Origin of the sequence: Paracoccus actinidiae (assembly GCF_030863885.1) — a bacterium.
Lineage (GTDB): Bacteria > Pseudomonadota > Alphaproteobacteria > Rhodobacterales > Rhodobacteraceae > Paracoccus > Paracoccus everestensis.
This window is the reverse complement of sequence record NZ_CP132956.1, coordinates 4,206,857-4,224,512: the sequence shown is the minus strand read 5'-3', so window position 1 is coordinate 4,224,512 and position 17,656 is coordinate 4,206,857. Positions and strand designations below refer to the sequence as shown.

Here is a 17,656-nt window from a genome sequence, read left to right as displayed (position 1 = left end):
ATGATCGGGGCCATTCGGCTGCCCGCGCTTACAGCTGTTATGGTGTGTGCCGCTTTCGGGGCCTATGGCGACCCCGAGATAGACGAACTGCCTCGTTCCACCTCGCAATTCAGCTACTACCAGCTCGGCAGGCACGTTCCCGTCCGCTCGGGGTGGAGCAACTATATCGGCGGGCGGACCGTTGTCCATGGCACCATGCACCTGCCGCTGGAAATAGACCCCGCTGCGCACAGCGCATCCAACCCGCAGCACATGTATTGCAACACCCAAGTCTGGGGATTCGACGATGACGGAGAGCCGACCGGCAAGTCGAACCACATCCGCAACTATTCGTTTCCCTGGACGAGCACCTTCTGCGAAAGCCGCGACTTCGCCGGCACGGCCGACCAGCTGACCGAAGCCTGCGGCAGCGGGGCAGACGGCCGCCTGCGAAAGTCGCATCAGGGGTCGGACTGCCGCCCGCCCACGCCCGATGCAGACCGGTACTGGATGGTCGCTGTCGAGCCCGGCACCGTCGTGAAGGCCCGGCACAACCTCGTCGAGGTGGTGGGCGACAGCGGCATTAAGTGGAAGTACCGCCATGGCGGCACGCCACGCGCCGAGATCATGCCGCAGAATGGCCGAGGCGTGCGCGTTGCGGTCGGTGACAGGTTGGCGCAGGTGACAGACCTCAGCAGCACTTCGATCCACCTGCACCTAGAAAGTGAGCGACCTGCCGGCACTGACCGGGACAACCTTCCATCATTGGTGCTCGCTTATGAGCGGGCCCTCGGGGTTAATCAAACCCCGATCGGCACCGACGGTGCGCTGGCATTCGACGGCCGCTTCGAGATCGCAGAAGGCGCCGCCGCTCAGCCCTGTGCCCTGGCCGAAAACGAGACTCCTCTCGATCCCGGCGGCGTGGTGGCGTTCGCCTCCTTTTGGTGCCACAACGGTTCGATCATGGGGCTGGTCGAGAATGGCAATCGCCTACAGTTCATCTATCACAAACCGCGCCCGGGGATCCGCTCGGTGGCTGTCCGCCGGCCGGTTCTCGTCGAGGCCACACGCAACTCGAGCGCGTGGAGCGGAGCGGCGACCTGGTACAACAGCCGGTGCGGCGACCGCTTGTTCGATATTTCGGGTCGGGCGAGCCAGATCGACAATGTTCCCCACGTGACACTGTCGGGTCGTCGCCCAAGCTTTACCGCGGCTTGCGCCACTCCGCACTTCCTTGACGAGACACTCATCTTTTCGTTCATCCGCGACGGCGCGGGCGCTGCTCCGGTTCCTGATGTCGGCGTTCTGGTCCCGGAATATGGCGTGCGGGTTAGCGGCGACTGCGATGCAGTGGCCGGCGCTGTGCCCGTTGACGGGTTTGCAGAGTTCGACGTCATCTCTCTATGGTGCCACAACGGATCGCTCATGGGGCTTGTGGCTGAGGGAAGCGAACGCCAGATCGTTTACATCAAGCCCCAGGGATCCTTGCGGCCCTCGGTTGCGCGCAACCGCATCCTCGTCCACGCCTCTCTCGAAGGCGGTCGCTACACCGGTCGGGCGCTGCAGTTCAACAGCAACTGTGGCGATCCCACCTTCGAAGTCACGGGACAGGAGGTGCTCATTGATGGTACCAGAACGATCAAACTTGTCGGAGCGCGGTCAGTGCTGCGGCCGAACTGTTCTGTCCAGTCCACACGAACCGAGACACTGAACTTCACCCTCGTTGCAAGTATTGGTGACGGACAGGGCAACAGGCCGGTCGCTGAATCCGCCTGCGTCCGGACCGCCACGCTCGAGCCTGTCATGCCGGAGGCTGCAATAACGGTCTCCTCGCTCTGGTGCGCCGACAATTCCGTGGTCGGAATGGCCGAGGATGGAGCCAGTCGCAAGATTTACTATTACAAGCCAGTGGAAGGCCTGCGTGACATGGTGACACGCCAGCCAATCCTGTTCGATGGAAGCGTCGAATCCGGGAGCTACCGTGGTAAGATCCTGTGGCCAGAACCGATGTGCGGTGCAAGTGAATCCCCGGTCGACGGGTTCGAGGTGACGTCAGGCGGTGTCCCGGCGATTACCCTTCGGGGGAGGCGGCATGCGGCAGGTCAGTCCTGCAGCGAAGAGCCGGGCCCATTCGCCCTGACGCTGAGCTTTCGTGGCTCGGAACAGGTGTCGTTTGGTGGTGAACCGCAGTCCGACGCCGCCCCGATCTGTCGAACTGACAGCGCCACAATAGCGTTGCGGGGGGTCCTTTCCAGGGCGAACATCCTGCAGTTCTCCCCCTCGGCCAAGCCCGAGCTGATCGAGGCGCTGATCTGCCACGCCGGACTTCTCGTCGACCAGAATATCACGCCCGGGCTTCGGCTTGCTCATTTTATGACACAGGTCGCCACCGAGACGGGCGGGATGAGAACGATCGAGGAGAACCTGAACTACACGGCGCAGAGGCTGAGAGAGGTGTTCCCAAACCGTGTCACGGCCGCTCAGGCACAGGCACTCGCGCACAAGCCGCTGCAGATCGCGAACCACGTCTATGGCAATCGGCGCGATCTGGAGAATGGCGGCCCCGACGACGGCTGGAACTACCGCGGCTCCGGCTTCCTGCAACTAACGGGCCGAGGCAATTTCCGCGACCGGGGGCTGGAAATCGGCCTCCCGCTCGAAGCCAACCCGGATCTCGCCCGGAAGCCAACAGAAGGACTGCAGGCAGCGACGGCCTACTGGTCATCGCGGAGCATAAACCGGCCTGCGGATGATGATGACGTAGAAAAGGTGCGCCGCCTTGTCAATGGCGGGACGAACGGTCTCGCCGAGGCGCGGCTCTGGCTGCCGAAAGCGAAAGCCGCATTCGGTGGCAGAGTCTCGGAGGACGATGATGCCGACGCCCGCCAAGCGGTGGTCGAGATACTGATAGCTCGTGGTGCGCTGGATCCGGGTTTCGGGACCGTGTCACCGTCCGAAGCAGAACTGTCGACGGGATTGGACGCATATCAGCAGTTAATGAACCTCCCGGAAACCGGCAGGCTGGACAACGATACGTTCAATTCCCTGGTCGATCCGGAGGGCTGGCGCGAACGCCGCTAGGCTCTTGATTCTACGGTTTGACACGGTGCGATCCTTCGAACGGATCGAAGGAAGCATTATGGGACAAGTTCGTCACCCGGCAGCGCCACGACTACGCACACACTCTGAGCCGCAAGACAGCGCGGTGTTTGTCAAAGTAGTTGTCACCCGTATTCGTTTGCAGGCTGCATGTTTTTCGTCGCCGCCCATGGGGTCTGCTCCGCCAGCTTTATGGGTGAGCGCGTCGCCGGCCCCATGGTAATCGCGGCACGGGTTGGATCGCTCGGGGGTCAGCCAGACCGAACCGATCGGCTGCCAGTTCCGCGTGCGCCCTTGACCATCTTCCTGGTTTTGCCGCACGCGCCGCTTCGTAACTTGAGCCCGCTTTGCCAGGATGTCACCGTCCTGCCTCGCGATGGCGAGCCTCGGGCGTAACGAACCGGATCGCACCATGATAACTCCCGCCATTATAGCAACGTTTGAAGCCCTTGACCCGGTTCCGCGCCTCCTCGAGTGAAGCAAAGTCGCACACATGGGCCAGTCGTCCCGGTATTTACAGCTCCGAAACAGCGCCTTCGAGAAAGGATTGTCATTGCTGACCCGCGGCCGACTGAAGGAGGGCGTGACCCCCAGCCGATCCATCGTCGCCCGCATGGTTGCGCACTTCATCGGACTGCAGCGCCGCGACCTGATGGAGATCGTTGAGGAGCGCTACGGCCGCCGCTTGACCATCGTCACCAGTCAACTCCCCGTGGAGACCTGGCACCATGTCATCGGTGAGCCCACCTTCGCCGACGCCATCCTCGACAGGTTGGTTCACAATGCCTACCGGATCTCCCTGGATGGCCCGTCGCCTGCGCAAGACCGGCATCGACAACCGCCCCGGGGCCAGCCAATGAGCATGACGACCTCGACCCCGGGTTGCCCAGTGGTCCCTCCCATGGACAACGCTCCGCACCAACGTCACCCCTTGACCGGATGCACCCAGATCAACGATGAGGACTTTGCCTCAGATCGCTACCGCCGACCGGTCAGATAGCCATGGAACGGCTGGTCGGATGTTGCTAGAGCCTGTTGCACTCAATCGGCCTCATAACCTGCGGCTTTGAAGTAGTTGTAGCATTCCTCGTCGGAGAACAGATCGCAGACCTGGCCGACCGCAGCCCATAGTTGATCGTAGGTTCGTTTACTCACATCAGCGCCAGGGACAAAAAACCGGGCGTCAAAGTCCGTTGTGCGATTCAAACCAGAATGGACGAAGCCGTGCCTACCCGCTGTGAAACGACGGCTTCATGAATTGTTCCGGTTAAGTTGACGCTGTAGTCGTTCTCACTCCGCAAGCGGTCCTTGGTACCCTGCCTGCGCTGGCTCATCATGATGATCGGTGCCTGCAGGGCAGCGATACAGGAGAGCACCAGATTGAGCAGGATGAATGGGTAGGGATCGAAGGGTTCGCTGAACAATCCTACGACATTTGTGCCAATCCAGAGCGTTAGCACCGCCAAAAGGGACTCAGGTTGTGATTGCAGCGTGGCAGATGGCCTTCATGAGCAGACCCATATCCGCGACCTACAACACGACGAACTGGCAAGCCAATGACAAAGCGCCGCGGCTCGCTGACGATCGGGTTGATCCCGAGATGTGCCGGGCTACGTCGCCCACTGGAAACCCCGGTAGACAGCAGACCTACAGCGACGCTGCCGTGAAGACACCTCTGACCGCGGTCATAGAACTCAGTACACCGGCAGGCGGCCCCGAGCCGAAATGTTGAATTTGGAAGCATGTTCCGCAAAATCGAATTCATGTTCAAGCTGCTCCTGTTTCAGCGTTATGTCCGCTGGCCGCGTGGATAAGGAGGACCTTGCAAAGGGGACAGGCAATTTGACTGGCTCCTTACCGACCGTTTCCCAAGTTGTCGGCGCTCTCGATCAGGCGGCTGTAGCGGCGGGATTCAGCGAGCACGTCCTCAAACCGTTCCAAACCCTTGGCCTGCAATGCCGCACTCAGGCGCAGGAAGGCTTCGGCCGTGGCGCGGGTATCGCCCATTGCCGTGTGGCGTTCTTCGGACTGAATGATGATGCCCAGCCGCGCGGTCAGTGCATCCAGTGAATGCGGTGCCGACTGGCCCCAGACCATGGCCGAAAGCAGGATCGTGTCCAACACACGGTTGTCGAAATGTACCTCGGTCTCAAGTGCGGCGCGCCGCAGCATCCCCATGTCAAAGGGGGCATTATGCGCGACCAGAACCGAATCCTCGGCAAAGTGATGAAACGCAGTCAGCGCGGCCGTCATGTCGGGCGCGTCTGAGACCATTGCATCTGTGACGCCATGGATGGCAGTCGACTCGGGGGGGATTTTCATTCCGGGATTGACCAGGGTCTCGAACCACTCTCCGGTAAGCCGGCCACGGGTAATGCGTAGTCCGGCAATCTGCACGATCCGGTCGGAAGCAAGGTCCAGGCCTGTGGTTTCTGTGTCGAAGACTACGCAGGTCAGGTCGGTCAGCCTTGGCGAGCCCGCGTTGCGTGTCGACAGGGCAAAGTCATAAGTCAGGCCGGCCTCGTCCCCGCGCCCGGCTGCCAAGGGCAGCGGCAGCACCAGCCGCGCAATGCCGTCCCGCGCCTCGGGCCAGATGCCGGTCACATGAGCCGCAAGGATGTCATGGCCGGTCAGTTCGGGCTGCGTCGCGTCGGGCGGCTCGGCCAACCAGGCTTCAAGCCTGTCCACCGGGACCGGCGATCCCGACCAGACCAGCGAAAGCCGCGCCTCGGTGTCCTCGGCTTCGGTGGCGAGGTAAGGCGCAATGCCTTCTGCGCGCAGGTGCCAGTCCAGATGTCGCAAAAGCCCGTTCACCCCTGCCGCATCGGCAAGCAGTGCCAAAGGCGGCTGATCGGGTAACAGATCCAGTCCCGCTGCAAGTTCGTTCAAACCTGCCCGGCCCTGGGGGGCGTCGCTGGTCATCCGAGCGGCCAGATCACGGATGGAATTCGCCAACCCCTGCCCTTCGGTCTTGATCGCCTGCGCCAAGGCCGGAGGGATCGGCCCGTCCAATGCGTCGAGCATGGGCAACAGCGTCGCGGCATGGCGGCGCAACCGTTCCAGCGTCTCGTGTGGGGCGGGGCGATGCGCGGGGCGGTCGCGAAGCATCAGCAGCGTGCCGCCGTCGATCCCGCGCATCCGTCCCCACAGCCGCTGACCCGTTGACGTCAGACATGTCAGATCGGTCGAGGCCGCACCCGCCGCCAGCCGCGCTGCTGCGGCTTCCAGCGCGCCACTAGCCAGTTGGCGTTCGATGGGACGATCCAAAGCTATGCCGGGCAGAAGTCGCGTAGCCGAAGCGTTGTAGAAGACCACCCGCCCGTCTTCGTCGGTCATCACCGCACCGGCACCGATATCGGCCAGGATGGATTCCAGCGTTTCTTTTTCCCGCTGCACGTCGGCAGAATGTTCGGCCATCGCGGCCGACAGCGCTTCAGCCGTTCGGGCCCGCGCCTCGGCAGCATCCTTTGCGGCAGGCCCCAGATCGGCGAGATAACGAGCCTCGGGGATCTCGGACATCTGCCCGGTGCGCAGGCCCCCAGCCAGAAGTTCGATCGGGCGAGCAACATTACGGTCAAACAAGAACCAGACCCAGGCGGCGATCGCAAGCGACCCAGACCCCCCAATCAGCGCCGTCCACACGAGGCCGTCGACGATCGCCCCTGCTTCGACGCCCCGGTCCAAGAGGCTTTGACCGGATATCCACAGGCCCAAGGCCACCAGCCCCAGCACCCCGGCCGCAAGCCCGGCAAAGATCAGCAGGACGCGTTTTCGCAAGGACAGGTCGGTCAGCATGGCCCGGCCAAGAGCCGCGCCAGTTCCGCGCGCAGTTCCGACAGTTCGAACGGTTTGGCGATGAATCCGTCCGCGCCTAACGCCAGCCCTTTGCGCCGTTCGGCCGCTGACCCGCGCGCCGTCATCATCAGCACTCGGACTTTCTTGAGTGTCGGATCGGCACGAACATCCTGCACGATCTGATAGCCAGAGACGTCGGGCAGCATTACATCCAGAAGCACCACATCGGGTCGGCTGGCGCGGATTTCGTCCACCGCGCCGGAACCGGTGGCGATACGCCTGTGGCGGTGGCCTTCCCGCGACAGCAGGAAATCCAGCGCAATGGCGATATTTTCCTCGTCTTCGATCACAAGAATGTCTGCCATCAGCGTCTTCCTCCAAAGACGACGAGCCGGGCTGGGTCCGAGGGAAGCGACGGCGATCCGGTCTCCCTCATGCGCCCCTCATCCCAGCATTCCCTTGCCTTGGCCAAGCGCCGATTGCATCCCGCGCACCACCACAAAGGCGTCGCGCAGATGACTGCGCTCGAAGTTGGGCAGGGCGGCAGGGGTCAGGTGATTCCCGGGCCGTTCGCCCGCACGGATCTGAGCGGCCTGATTTTCCAGCCGCGTGGTTTGGATAAGGTCATAGGCCGCAATCAGATCGTCCGCCCCAGGCCCCGAGATGATGCCCGCCGCCTGCGCCTCGATCAGTCGGGCGCGCGTATTGACCGGGGTTAGCCGCCCCTGCAACGCATAGACGCGCGCCAGGTCGATTACCGGCACGACGCCGTTGTGCTTCATGTCGATCTGGTTGCGATGCTCGCCCGAGCGCGCGGTGGCGATGCCGCCGATCAGGTTCAGGGGCGGGCGGTGCTTTAACGAGTTCGCGATCATGTTGTGAAGAAAAATTGGCTTCTCTGCCGCGAGAGCCAGGGTGGTGTGCTGCAATCCGGCAAGCAGCGCGGCATTGCCGCCGATCGCCCGCAGGTCGAACATGACCGAGGCCAGCATCTGCGCCTCGGGATCGGGATGATCGATCCATTTGCGGAAATAACCACGCCAGACCGAACGAGGCTGCCGCCATCGGGGGTTGGTGGCCATCATGTCGCCAGGACAAAATGCATAGCCGCATTCGTTCAGACCGTTGCTGACAAAACGCGCCAGATCCGCGAACCACGGTTCCTGCGGGTCGATATCATCGCCGAGGATCAGGCAGTTGTCCTGATCCGACAGGCCGGTCTGTTCCTGCCTTCCTTGACTGCCACAAGCCGCCCACAGCCACGACCCGGGCGCTGGACCCAGCTTCTCGCATGCCATGGCCAGCAAGCGGCGGGTCACGGCATCGGCGATGTCAGTGATCATCCGCGTGATCATTTCGTGTCGATAATTGCCGTTGACCATCTGCCCCAGCAAATCGGGAACTCGCCTCGTTACATGGACCATTCCCGCAACATCCGCCGCTTGCGCGATATCCCGGATCAGCGCCGAGGCCGACAGCGCCTGCACCCGCGTCAGGTCGGTCTGGCTGACCATGCCGACGAACCGGCCGTTCTCGACGACTGGCAGATGCCCGATGCGGCGTTCCAGCATGATGTTCAACACGTCGTAGCCCAGTTCCGAAGTCGAAAGGGTGATCGGATCGGCAGTCATCACCTCCGCTATGGGGGACTGGACATCTAGCCCCTCGGCCACCACGCGGTTCGACATGTCGCGCACGGTCGCCAAGCCGACCAGCCGTGCCCCGTCCAGCACGGCGATGCTGCCGGCGCCGGCGTCGCGCATCGCGCGGGCGGCCTCTACCACCGGCGTTTCTGGTGGGCATGTCAGCGGGGCTTGGCGCCCGATCAGGGCACCGACCTTCAGCATTGCAAGATCGTTCTGGCGCAGGCTAACCTGGCCAGTCCGGTCAAAGAAGCGTGCAACCGAAGCATGGCTGCCAATCAACCGCATCAGTTCGTCACGCGGCAGCATCAGCACGGCAGCATCCTGGATGGCCGTCGCGGTCGTGACCGCCATACCGTTGCGCAGCAGGCCACGCTCGCCGAAGGAATTGCAGCTGCCCAGTTCGGAAACACTGTCACCCGCAGTGTCTGAGATGCGGACGGCGCCGCTTTCGATCAGATAGATCCCGGGCAATGAGTCGCCATGCCGATAGATCACACTGCCAGCGGGCCAGATCCTGCGGCTGAAGCACTTGGCGACACGCGCAAGTTCGGTCTGCGGCAAGCTGTCATAGGGATGGATCGTTGCGATGAAATCTTCGATCCGCGACATCGGAGCACTTCCACTCAAGAGGAGGAAAGACCGCGCCCCCCGTGAAGGGAGCGCGGCAAATCATGTCAGTGGGCCGAGGCTTCCGCCGCCCCGATCCCGGTTTCCGAGCGCACCTGCTGCGCCAAGAACCCGGCCCGGTCGATGCGTGCGCGCTGCCCCTTATGAAGGGAGCGCGGCAAATCATGTCAGTGGGCCGAGGCTTCCGCCGCCCCGATCCCGGTTTCCGAGCGCACCTGCTGCGCCAAGAACCCGGCCCGGTCGATGCGTGCGCGCTGCCCCTTATCCAGCTTCGACACGATCCAGATCGTGAAGAAGGCCGCCGTCATCGAGAAGAGCGCCGGCGAAGTGTAGGGGAACGGTGCCGACCCTACAGGGTTGCCCAGCGTTGCCTCCCAGACAGAGGGCGAGACTATGGTCAGGCCAACCGAGAGCACAAGGCCAACGAAGCCACCAATCACCGCACCCCAGGTGGTGCAATCCTTCCACAGGACCGACATGAACAGCACCGGGAAGTTGGCTGACGCTGCCACCGCGAAGGCCAGGGACACCATGAAAGCGATGTTCTGGTTCTGGAAGGCGATCCCCAGGATGACGGCAAGCGCACCCAGGCACAGTGTGGTGATCCGCGACACGCGCAGTTCGGAGGCGCTGTCAGCCTTGCCCTTCTTGATTACCGTGGAATAAAGGTCGTGGCTGACCGCCGAGGCACCCGACAGCGTCAGGCCGGCGACGACCGCCAGAATGGTCGCAAAGGCCACGGCCGAGATGAAGCCCAGGAAGATGTTGCCCCCCACGGCCTTCGCCAGATGCACGGCGGCCATGTTGTTGCCGCCCACCAGCTTGCCCTCGGCGTCCAGGAACTCGGGATTGGTCAGCACGAAGGTGATCGCACCAAAGCCGATCACGAAGGTCAGCAGGTAGAAATAGCCGATCCAGCCGGTCGCCCACATTACCGACTTGCGCGCTTCCTTGGCACTCGGAACGGTGAAGAAGCGCATCAGGATATGCGGCAGGCCAGCGGTACCGAACATCAGCGCCATGCCGAAGCTGATGGCCGAGATCGGATCCTTGATGAAGGTGCCCGGCCCCATGATGGACTGACCGGCGGCAGCGGCGGCTTCGCCATCAGTGCCCCCGGCGGCTGCCAGTTCGGTCTTGACGCGCACCGCATCCGAGAACATCGCCTCGGGTGAGAAGCCGTATTTCCACAGCACCATGAACGACATGAAGGACGCCCCGGCCAGCAGCAGGCAGGCCTTGATGATCTGCACCCAGGTCGTCGCGGTCATGCCGCCGAACAGCACGTAGACCATCATCAGCACGCCAACGATGATCACGGCGATCCAGTAGTCGAGGCCGAACAAAAGCTGGATCAGCGATCCGGCGCCGACCATCTGCGCGATCAAGTAGAAGGCCACCACGAACAACGTGCCCGAGGCGGCGAAGATGCGCACCGGGGTCTGGGCAAAGCGGAAGGCCGCTACGTCGGCAAAGGTGAATTTGCCCAGGTTGCGAAGCCGCTCGGCCATCAGGAAGGTCAGGATCGGCCAGCCCACGAGGAAGCCGATCGAATAGATCAGCCCGTCATAGCCTGACGCCATCACCGCCGCCGAAATCCCCAGGAAGGAGGCCGCTGACATATAGTCGCCGGCAATGGCCAGGCCGTTCTGGAAGCCGGTGATGCCGCCGCCCGCAGTATAGAAGTCGGAAGCCGACTTGGTTTTCGAGGCGGCCCATTTGGTGATATAGAGCGTACCGGCAACAAAAACCGCGAACATCAGGATGGCGGTCCAGTTCGTCGGCTGCTTCTGCCCGCCCTGGATCACATCTGCGGCCATGGCCCCGCCCGGCAGCATCAGCAGCGCAAGGGTGCCTGCGCCCCAAAGGTTGCGTATCATGTTAGCGCCCCTGTTTGATCTGTTCGCTCAGCGCGTCGAATTCGCTGTTCGCGCGGCGGACATAGATGCTGGTGATGACGATGGTAAAAACGATCACCCCGAAACCGATCGGGATCCCCCAGGTCATCACGCCATCGCCGATCCTGGCGGACAGCAGATCCTTGTTGAAGGCGATCAGCAGGATATAGCCGTAATAGACCACCAACATGGCAGCGGTCAGGGTCCAACCGAAACGCGATCTCTTTGTCTTCAATGCCTGATAGGTCGGGTTCGCGGCAATCCGCTCGGCCAATCTCTGTTCCATGGATCTGGTACCTCCGTTTCCATTTCATATAGTCCGTCCGTTTTGGCCGAATGGCCGTCGGACGGCGCCCGCGCGTGGGAAGCGGCCCGGGCAGGCCTGTCGCAAGCCGAGCCGGAGCCGATCCGCGGGCGAGGATGCGCCCGCAGTGAAGATTTTGGGAAAGGATCGGCAAGCGAGGTTGCCGATCCTTTTGTCAACCTTTGTTCATCCGGTTGGCGATCAGGTCGTCGACCACCTCGGGTTCGGCCAGGGTCGAGATGTCGCCCAGGCTGCCATAGTCGTTCTCGGCGATCTTGCGCAGGATGCGGCGCATGATCTTGCCGGAACGGGTCTTGGGCATGCCGGGCGCCCATTGGATCACGTCGGGCTTGGCAATGGGACCGATCTCGGTGCGGACCCATTTCTCCAGCTCGCCGCGCAACTCGTCGGAGGGCTGCACGCCGTTCATCAGCGTGACATAGGCATAGATGCCCTGCCCCTTCAGCGGATGCGGATAGCCGACCACGGCAGCCTCGGCGACCTTTTCATGGGCGACAAGCGCGCTCTCGACCTCGGCCGTGCCCATCCGGTGGCCGCTGACGTTGATCACGTCGTCCACCCGGCCGGTGATCCAGTAGTACCCGTCCTCGTCCCGGCGGCAGCCGTCGCCGGTGAAGTAGTAACCGGGATATTGCTGGAAATAGGCCTCCATGAACCGCTGGTGGTCGCCCCATAGCGTGCGCATCTGGCCGGGCCAGCTGTCGGCGATGCAGAGCACGCCCTCGGCCGGGTTGCCTTCGACCAGCTTGCCGCTTTCGGCCTCCAGGATCGCGGGCGTGACGCCGAAGAAGGGGACCGTGGCGGAACCGGGCTTTGTTTCCGTCGCGCCGGGCAGCGGCGTGATCAGATGGCCGCCGGTCTCGGTCTGCCACCAGGTATCGACGATGGGGCAGCGGCCCTTGCCGATGTTTTCGTTATACCAGTTCCAGGCCTCGGGGTTGATCGGCTCGCCCACGCTGCCCAGCAGGCGCAGGCTGGACAGGTCGTGCTTCTCGATCGGCTCGGTGCCCTTGGCCATCAGCGACCGGATCGCGGTGGGCGCGGTATAGAACTGCGTGACCTTGTGCTTGGCGCAAACCTCCCAGAAGCGGCCGGCATCGGGATAGGTCGGCACGCCCTCGAACATCACGGTGGTCGCGCCATTGGCCAGCGGGCCATAGACGATATAGCTGTGGCCCGTGACCCAGCCCACGTCCGCCGTGCACCAGAACACGTCGCCGTCATGATAGTCGAAGGTGTACTGATGCGTCATCGCGGCATAGACCAGATAGCCGCCGGTGGTATGGACCACCCCCTTGGGCTTGCCGGTAGACCCCGAGGTATAGAGGATGAACAGCGGATCCTCGGCCCCCATGGGACGGGGCGGGCAATCGGGGCTGGCGGTTTCCATCAGCGCCTTCACGTCCACGTCGCGGCCCCCGATCCAGGTCGTCTGGTCGCCGGTATGCTTGACCACCAGGCAGCGCACCCGGTCGGAACAATGCAGCAGCGCCGCGTCGGTGTTCGATTTCAGGTTCGTGCGGCGCCCGCCGCGCGGGGCGGTGTCGGCGGTGATGACCACCTTGGCGCCGCAGTCGTTGATGCGGTTGGCCAGGGCATCGGGCGAAAAGCCCGCGAAGACGATGGAATGGATCGCGCCGATCCGCGCGCAGGCCAGCATCGCATAGGCCGCCTCGGGGGGCAGGCTCAAGGAATACAGAGGCATCGCCATGCGCTGCTGCAAGACTGATGAAAGTTTCAGCGCCTTCATTGCTCTCGCCGCAACCGTCATTCGGCTCCGGTGAACGTCAACACACCCTAGTGAACAGGGCCACTTGCATAACCCTCCAAAACAACAAGAAAATCCGGCAAAAGCAGGACTCAGAGACAAGTTTATCTAGATATAATGGCGGAGGGAACGGGCCTGCCCTCGAACCTTCTCCACCCTAACCCATTGTTTTATAAGCATCTGAAAAACGTGGCTCACCTTGCTTCAATCAGCTGGCCCGTCCGCCGCCGCCCCGTGCAGCTGGAACACGTTCTTTGCCAGACCGACGCCGTTGCAGCTGATCTTAGCGGACTGCGACTCTGCCGGATCTACTGGACTGTGTGAATCGCCTCAATCCCACCGTCCCAGACCGAGGTCCTCCTCGTTTCGGGGGGACAAGGGGATCCGAACTTAGAGGACTACGTTCAGGGGGATGATCTCGGGGCTAATCCGAAAATAGCGAAAGGGCTTCGCTTGGTCACCCAAGGAGATAGCGAGCACGGCTCGATCATCACCACCTTCAACCTTCCCTTTGGCGAATAGACCGGGGTCTTCGGCTCGGAGCGCCTGACGGGCGTCATCCTCGACCGGCTGACCCACTATGTCCACATCCTCGAGATGAACGGCGAGAGCTTCAGACTCCGCCAAGGCCGCAAGCGCAATTCCTGAACTAACAACTGCGCAGCTCCCCATGAACCAGGCTTCGGTCAGTGCGCCTTGGCACGTGTCCGGCGTGGGGGGGCCACGCGGGCCAAGGCGCAGGCCACACCCGCGATCATGGCCCAGTATCACGCCGGGCAATGGCCCATTTCAGTCCGAAGTTGACACAACTGCCTATCTGGTCAACAGCACGCCGCAGATGCCTGCAATTCTCCAGACGTTAGGTGAGGACGATGTTTCAGGACGATGACCGATCCGCGTTACTGGAAACGCAGTCCGAGCAGACGCGATGGCTGCTCAGTTTTCGAGACCGAAGTGCGTCTCGCCCGCAGCCCGATACTAACTTGAATATGCCGGAATGGTGCTTCGGCGACTTGCTCGGAGCACTGCCCGCTGCCGTGTACATCACCGATGCTGCTGGACGGATCACGTTCTACAACCAGGCTGCTGTGGACCTCTGGGGCCACCGTCCCGAACTGGGAAAAGATGAGTGATGCGGCTCCTGGAAGCACTACTGGCCAGATGGCTCGCCGCTCCCACACGACCAGTGCCCAATGGCGATGGCCCTGAAAGAGGATCGACCAATCCGGGGCATGGAAGCGATTGCTGAGCGACCGGACGGCACGCGCGTGCCCTTTATCCTCTATCCCACTCCCTTGCACGACACCTCAGGCGCGCTGGTTGGGGCGAATGATCTCGGGTCACGTCCTGAGGTACCGGAGCGGACCGCGCTTGCTCATCGGTAGATGCTACGTGGCCGGTGTGCTCCGCTCCAGCCGGTTTGCTCTGACACCTTACTGCGGATGTTTTATACATCCCATACATGATCGGTTGCTGCTCCGCCGCTGAGCTTCGATGCTTGAGGCGGTTAACGCTGAAAGGAGAGCAGCGATGGGGTATTATGTTGGACTGGATGTGAGCCTCAAGCGCACGGCAATCTGCGTTCTTGACGCCGATGGACGGGTTGTCTGGCGGGGAAGTTCGGACACACATCCCGGAATGATTGGTGAGGCCCTGGACCGTTGGCGCGGTTCTCTGGAGCGAGTTGGTCTGGAGACAGGCTCGACGACGCCTTGGCTGGCCCGAGGCTTGAAGGCCCTTGGTTTGCCAGTGGTGGTGATGGATGCCCGTCGTGCGGCAGATGCCTTGAAGGCACGCGTAATGAAGACTGATGTTGCGGATGCTCGGGCCTTGGCAGAGATGCTCCGCACGGGCTGGTACACGGAAGTTTTCGTCAAATCGGAGGACAGCCATCGGATCAAGGCGCTGTTGTCAGCGCGCGATCAGCTGGTTCGGAACAAGCGAACATTTTTTGGTCAGATCCGGGGCCTCTTGCGTCCGTTCGGGATCAGGCTGGCCTCACGGCAGGGCACAAAACGGTTCGACGAGGCGGCGCGCTCAGCGGTCTGCCAGGATGATCTGCTTTACGCATGCGTCAATGCATTGTTGGAGGCTCTGGCGGCCATCGAGATGCAGATTGCCGCCTTGGATCGCCAGGTGCAAGCTCTCACGCAGCGCTCCGAAACATGCTGGCGGCTGATGTCGGTCCCCGGAGTGGGCCCGGTTACGGCGCTGGCCTTTATGGCGGCGATCGAGGATCCCGGGCGGTTCCGACGCACACGTGATGTGGGAGGATATCTCGGGCTGACGCCAAAGCGGTACCAATCCGGAGAAAAGGATGTGTCCGGGGCGATCAGCCGGCAAGGCGATGGGGCAGCGCGGCACTATCTCTACGAAGCCGCCAATTGCCTCCTGACGAGCTGGCGCGGAACCAGCCCGCTCAAAAGCTGGGGGCTCGGCCTGATGCGGCGCGTCGGCGCGAAGAAAGCCCGCGTGGCGGTAGCACGCAAGCTCGCTTGTCTGTTGCTGCGCCTGTGGAAAGAGGAAAGCCACTTCGACGCGGAAAAGGGAGGATCGCTTCGCCCGGCCTGAGGTCGGGAAACAAGTTTCGGCCAAGCCGAGTGCGGCAGAGGTCGAACCCGAGGGATGAGCGCGGGACCGTTGGTTGCAGCACAAGCTGCGTTTAATACAGTGCGCCGCCCAGAAGGTTCGGAATGTGGAAAGACCGGGATAGTGGCGCGGCCCGCGTGCTGACGCCGAAGAGAACCAGGACCCGCAGACCGCTATTGTCGCGCGCAAGGCCGAAAAACAGACTTGACGCAGCAGCCCCATGTAGAGAACCAACGGCCTTAACCATTGACCGCCTCGCCATTTCGGTTTTCGAAACCTCCGAGAATACATCGTCGAGCGATGCCGCAACGCATATGGCGCCTTCGCAGACCATCCCAAACGCGTCGGAAAAATTGCTTACTCAAGAGTACCCAAAGGCGGTCAATAGTTAAGGCCATTGGTATTACTTCGATCCGGCAGCGGACTCTGACTTCGTTAGTCCTGGTTTGAATCCAGGTTCCCCATACAATATAACGAATTGATAATTCAGCGACAATCCAGGGCCCGTTCCGTTCCCTCCGCCATTTTGTGCCCTTTTCTGCACTCGCCGTTCTCGGCCCGCTCTGGTTGAATACGCCGCAACGTGTCGGAGCGCTGATCACCCTACCCAGTTTGAGTCGGGTCAGACAGGAAGCCGCGTAGAGCGCGGCACTGACCCGACGTTGTCAGTATGGTCAGGCAGCGCTCGCCGGCCCGCCTGCACGTAGGGCGCGTACCGGCACAGGAAGGTACGCTGCACCACCGATGTCTACGCAGTCGACGCCGGCGGCTATAGCACCGCGAGGTAGCGGCGCTGATTGCCGGCTTGACGCCCCTGCTGCGGAGTAGTTGAATGTAATGTTGATTCCATAAGTGTGCGAGAGCTTCCATGCGCCGTGCTCTTTACATTGCATATTTTTATGGCCCAACGAGCATGTTGCGCGTCCACCGTCGAAACGATGATCGGAACACGCTCCGGTGAACTTGGAGGAAACAATGCGGCCGGTGAAATGGTTGGGCCTTCCCACGATTGTGGCCGCCATGCTTCTCGAGAGTTCGATGTGCCTCGCCCAGGCCCAGGCATTTGATCCTCGTGCGACCTACGAGGAGGCGATCTCCCGTGTGTTCCTGGATCAGGGTGCGATCGCCGTTTCGGTTCCCCGCGGCATTCAGATCGGCGACATCTACGACTTGAAACCCCCAGCTGCCCTGCTGTACCGCTCCCAAGACTGCTTTCCTAGCCTAGTCGCTCCACAGCCGGGACCCGCCGAATTCTTGCAGGAAGTGCGGCTCTCGAAGGCTGATGTCCAGACTGGCTTTAGTTGGGGATTGGGTAAGGCGAGCCTGAAAGCTGACTTTCAGCAGTTGGGAATTCTGAAATACGAGGACGCAACATTTGCGCAGGTCTCACCCAGGGAACTGCTCAAGGCCTTGGACACTACCGCTTGCCCAGAAGCGGAGGCACCGTTGCTCAGCCGGTTTGTCAAGATTGACCAACCGATACGCCCCCTCCTTATCGTGAGTGGGACCTACATAGCCAAGCCCACGATCTTCTTCGGATTGGTTGCAAATGCTGACGCGGGGGTGGTGGTGAACCAGATCCTTGCCGCCGCCGGGGCGAGCTTTGACGTCCAAGCCAGCGGGGGTCAGCAAAAAAGCGTTATGCTGAAGAGCAAAGCTCCAGTCGTTGTGGCCGTGACACCTGCAGTGATCTATGAGACGCGCACTAGCAAGACCCTAGGAGTTGACCCTCCCGCCGAGGCGGTTGTTGGTCATCAGTGGATGGAATTCGATCCCGAGAATCGCCCCCTTCAGCTGCCGCTTCTTGCGGAATTTTTCAACGGCGCGATCGGAACGGGTGAGCCCTAATGTTCCACGTGGTGAGAGGTTGGCCTAGGCCAAAATCGCTACCCCTTTGTCTAGCCTTAATCACCTCAATTGGCATCATAGA

10 protein-coding genes and 3 pseudogenes are annotated in these 17,656 nt (G+C 62.0%); 6 read left to right on the top strand and 7 right to left on the bottom strand.

Features of this window, described 5'->3' with window-relative positions; translation table 11 throughout:
* Together Q5701_RS20935 and Q5701_RS20930 are read left to right on the top strand one after the other, a co-directional pair.
* Window positions 1-3,060: a hypothetical protein gene (locus Q5701_RS20935; protein WP_306752871.1), complete on the top strand. Its 3,060-nt coding sequence runs from the start codon at window positions 1-3 to the stop codon at window positions 3,058-3,060.
* Window positions 3,061-3,703: 643 nt separating this feature from the next.
* Window positions 3,704-3,892, top strand: a pseudogene (locus Q5701_RS20930) (ATP-binding protein); the annotation flags it as partial.
* Between the two features lie 388 nt (window positions 3,893-4,280).
* On the opposite strand, the gene Q5701_RS20925 reads toward Q5701_RS20930, so the two are convergent.
* The 7 genes and pseudogenes from Q5701_RS20925 to acs form a co-directional block, all read right to left on the bottom strand.
* Window positions 4,281-4,538, bottom strand: a complete 258-nt coding sequence (locus Q5701_RS20925) for a DUF1003 domain-containing protein (RefSeq protein ID WP_373568669.1) — start codon at window positions 4,536-4,538, stop codon at window positions 4,281-4,283.
* A gap of 394 nt (window positions 4,539-4,932) precedes the next feature.
* Complete coding sequence (locus tag Q5701_RS20920) at window positions 4,933-6,855, bottom strand: 3'-5' exonuclease (RefSeq protein ID WP_306752870.1); 1,923 nt, start codon at window positions 6,853-6,855, stop codon at window positions 4,933-4,935.
* Window positions 6,856-6,866: 11 nt separating this feature from the next.
* Window positions 6,867-7,238 (bottom strand): response regulator transcription factor, encoded by a 372-nt coding sequence (locus tag Q5701_RS20915; RefSeq protein ID WP_306752869.1) that lies wholly within the window; start codon window positions 7,236-7,238, stop codon window positions 6,867-6,869.
* 78 nt (window positions 7,239-7,316) lie between these two features.
* Window positions 7,317-9,128 carry a DUF294 nucleotidyltransferase-like domain-containing protein gene (locus Q5701_RS20910; RefSeq protein WP_306752868.1) on the bottom strand — a complete coding sequence of 604 codons (1,812 nt, stop codon included), beginning with the start codon at window positions 9,126-9,128 and terminating at the stop codon, window positions 7,317-7,319.
* 185 nt (window positions 9,129-9,313) lie between these two features.
* Entirely contained in the window at window positions 9,314-11,026 is a 1,713-nt protein-coding gene (locus Q5701_RS20905; protein ID WP_306752867.1) for a cation acetate symporter, read from the bottom strand.
* Window position 11,027: 1 nt separating this feature from the next.
* Window positions 11,028-11,330: a DUF485 domain-containing protein gene (locus tag Q5701_RS20900; protein ID WP_306752866.1), complete on the bottom strand. Its 303-nt coding sequence runs from the start codon at window positions 11,328-11,330 to the stop codon at window positions 11,028-11,030.
* Window positions 11,331-11,523: 193 nt separating this feature from the next.
* Window positions 11,524-13,065: pseudogene (acs, locus tag Q5701_RS20895) on the bottom strand (acetate--CoA ligase); the annotation flags it as partial.
* A gap of 612 nt (window positions 13,066-13,677) precedes the next feature.
* Here acs and Q5701_RS20890 point away from each other — a divergent pair.
* The 4 genes and pseudogenes from Q5701_RS20890 to Q5701_RS20875 all read left to right on the top strand — a co-directional run.
* Window positions 13,678-13,785 (top strand): annotated as a pseudogene (locus Q5701_RS20890) (ATP-binding protein); the annotation flags it as partial.
* 224 nt (window positions 13,786-14,009) lie between these two features.
* The gene (locus Q5701_RS20885; protein ID WP_306752865.1) at window positions 14,010-14,270 is read left to right on the top strand and encodes a PAS domain-containing protein; all 261 of its coding nucleotides are present in this window, start codon (window positions 14,010-14,012) and stop codon (window positions 14,268-14,270) included.
* A gap of 397 nt (window positions 14,271-14,667) precedes the next feature.
* Window positions 14,668-15,708, top strand: a complete 1,041-nt coding sequence (locus Q5701_RS20880; RefSeq protein WP_306752863.1) for an IS110 family RNA-guided transposase — start codon at window positions 14,668-14,670, stop codon at window positions 15,706-15,708.
* A gap of 993 nt (window positions 15,709-16,701) precedes the next feature.
* Complete coding sequence (locus Q5701_RS20875) at window positions 16,702-17,574, top strand: hypothetical protein (RefSeq protein ID WP_306752862.1); 873 nt, start codon at window positions 16,702-16,704, stop codon at window positions 17,572-17,574.
* Window positions 17,575-17,656: the final 82 nt, after the last annotated feature.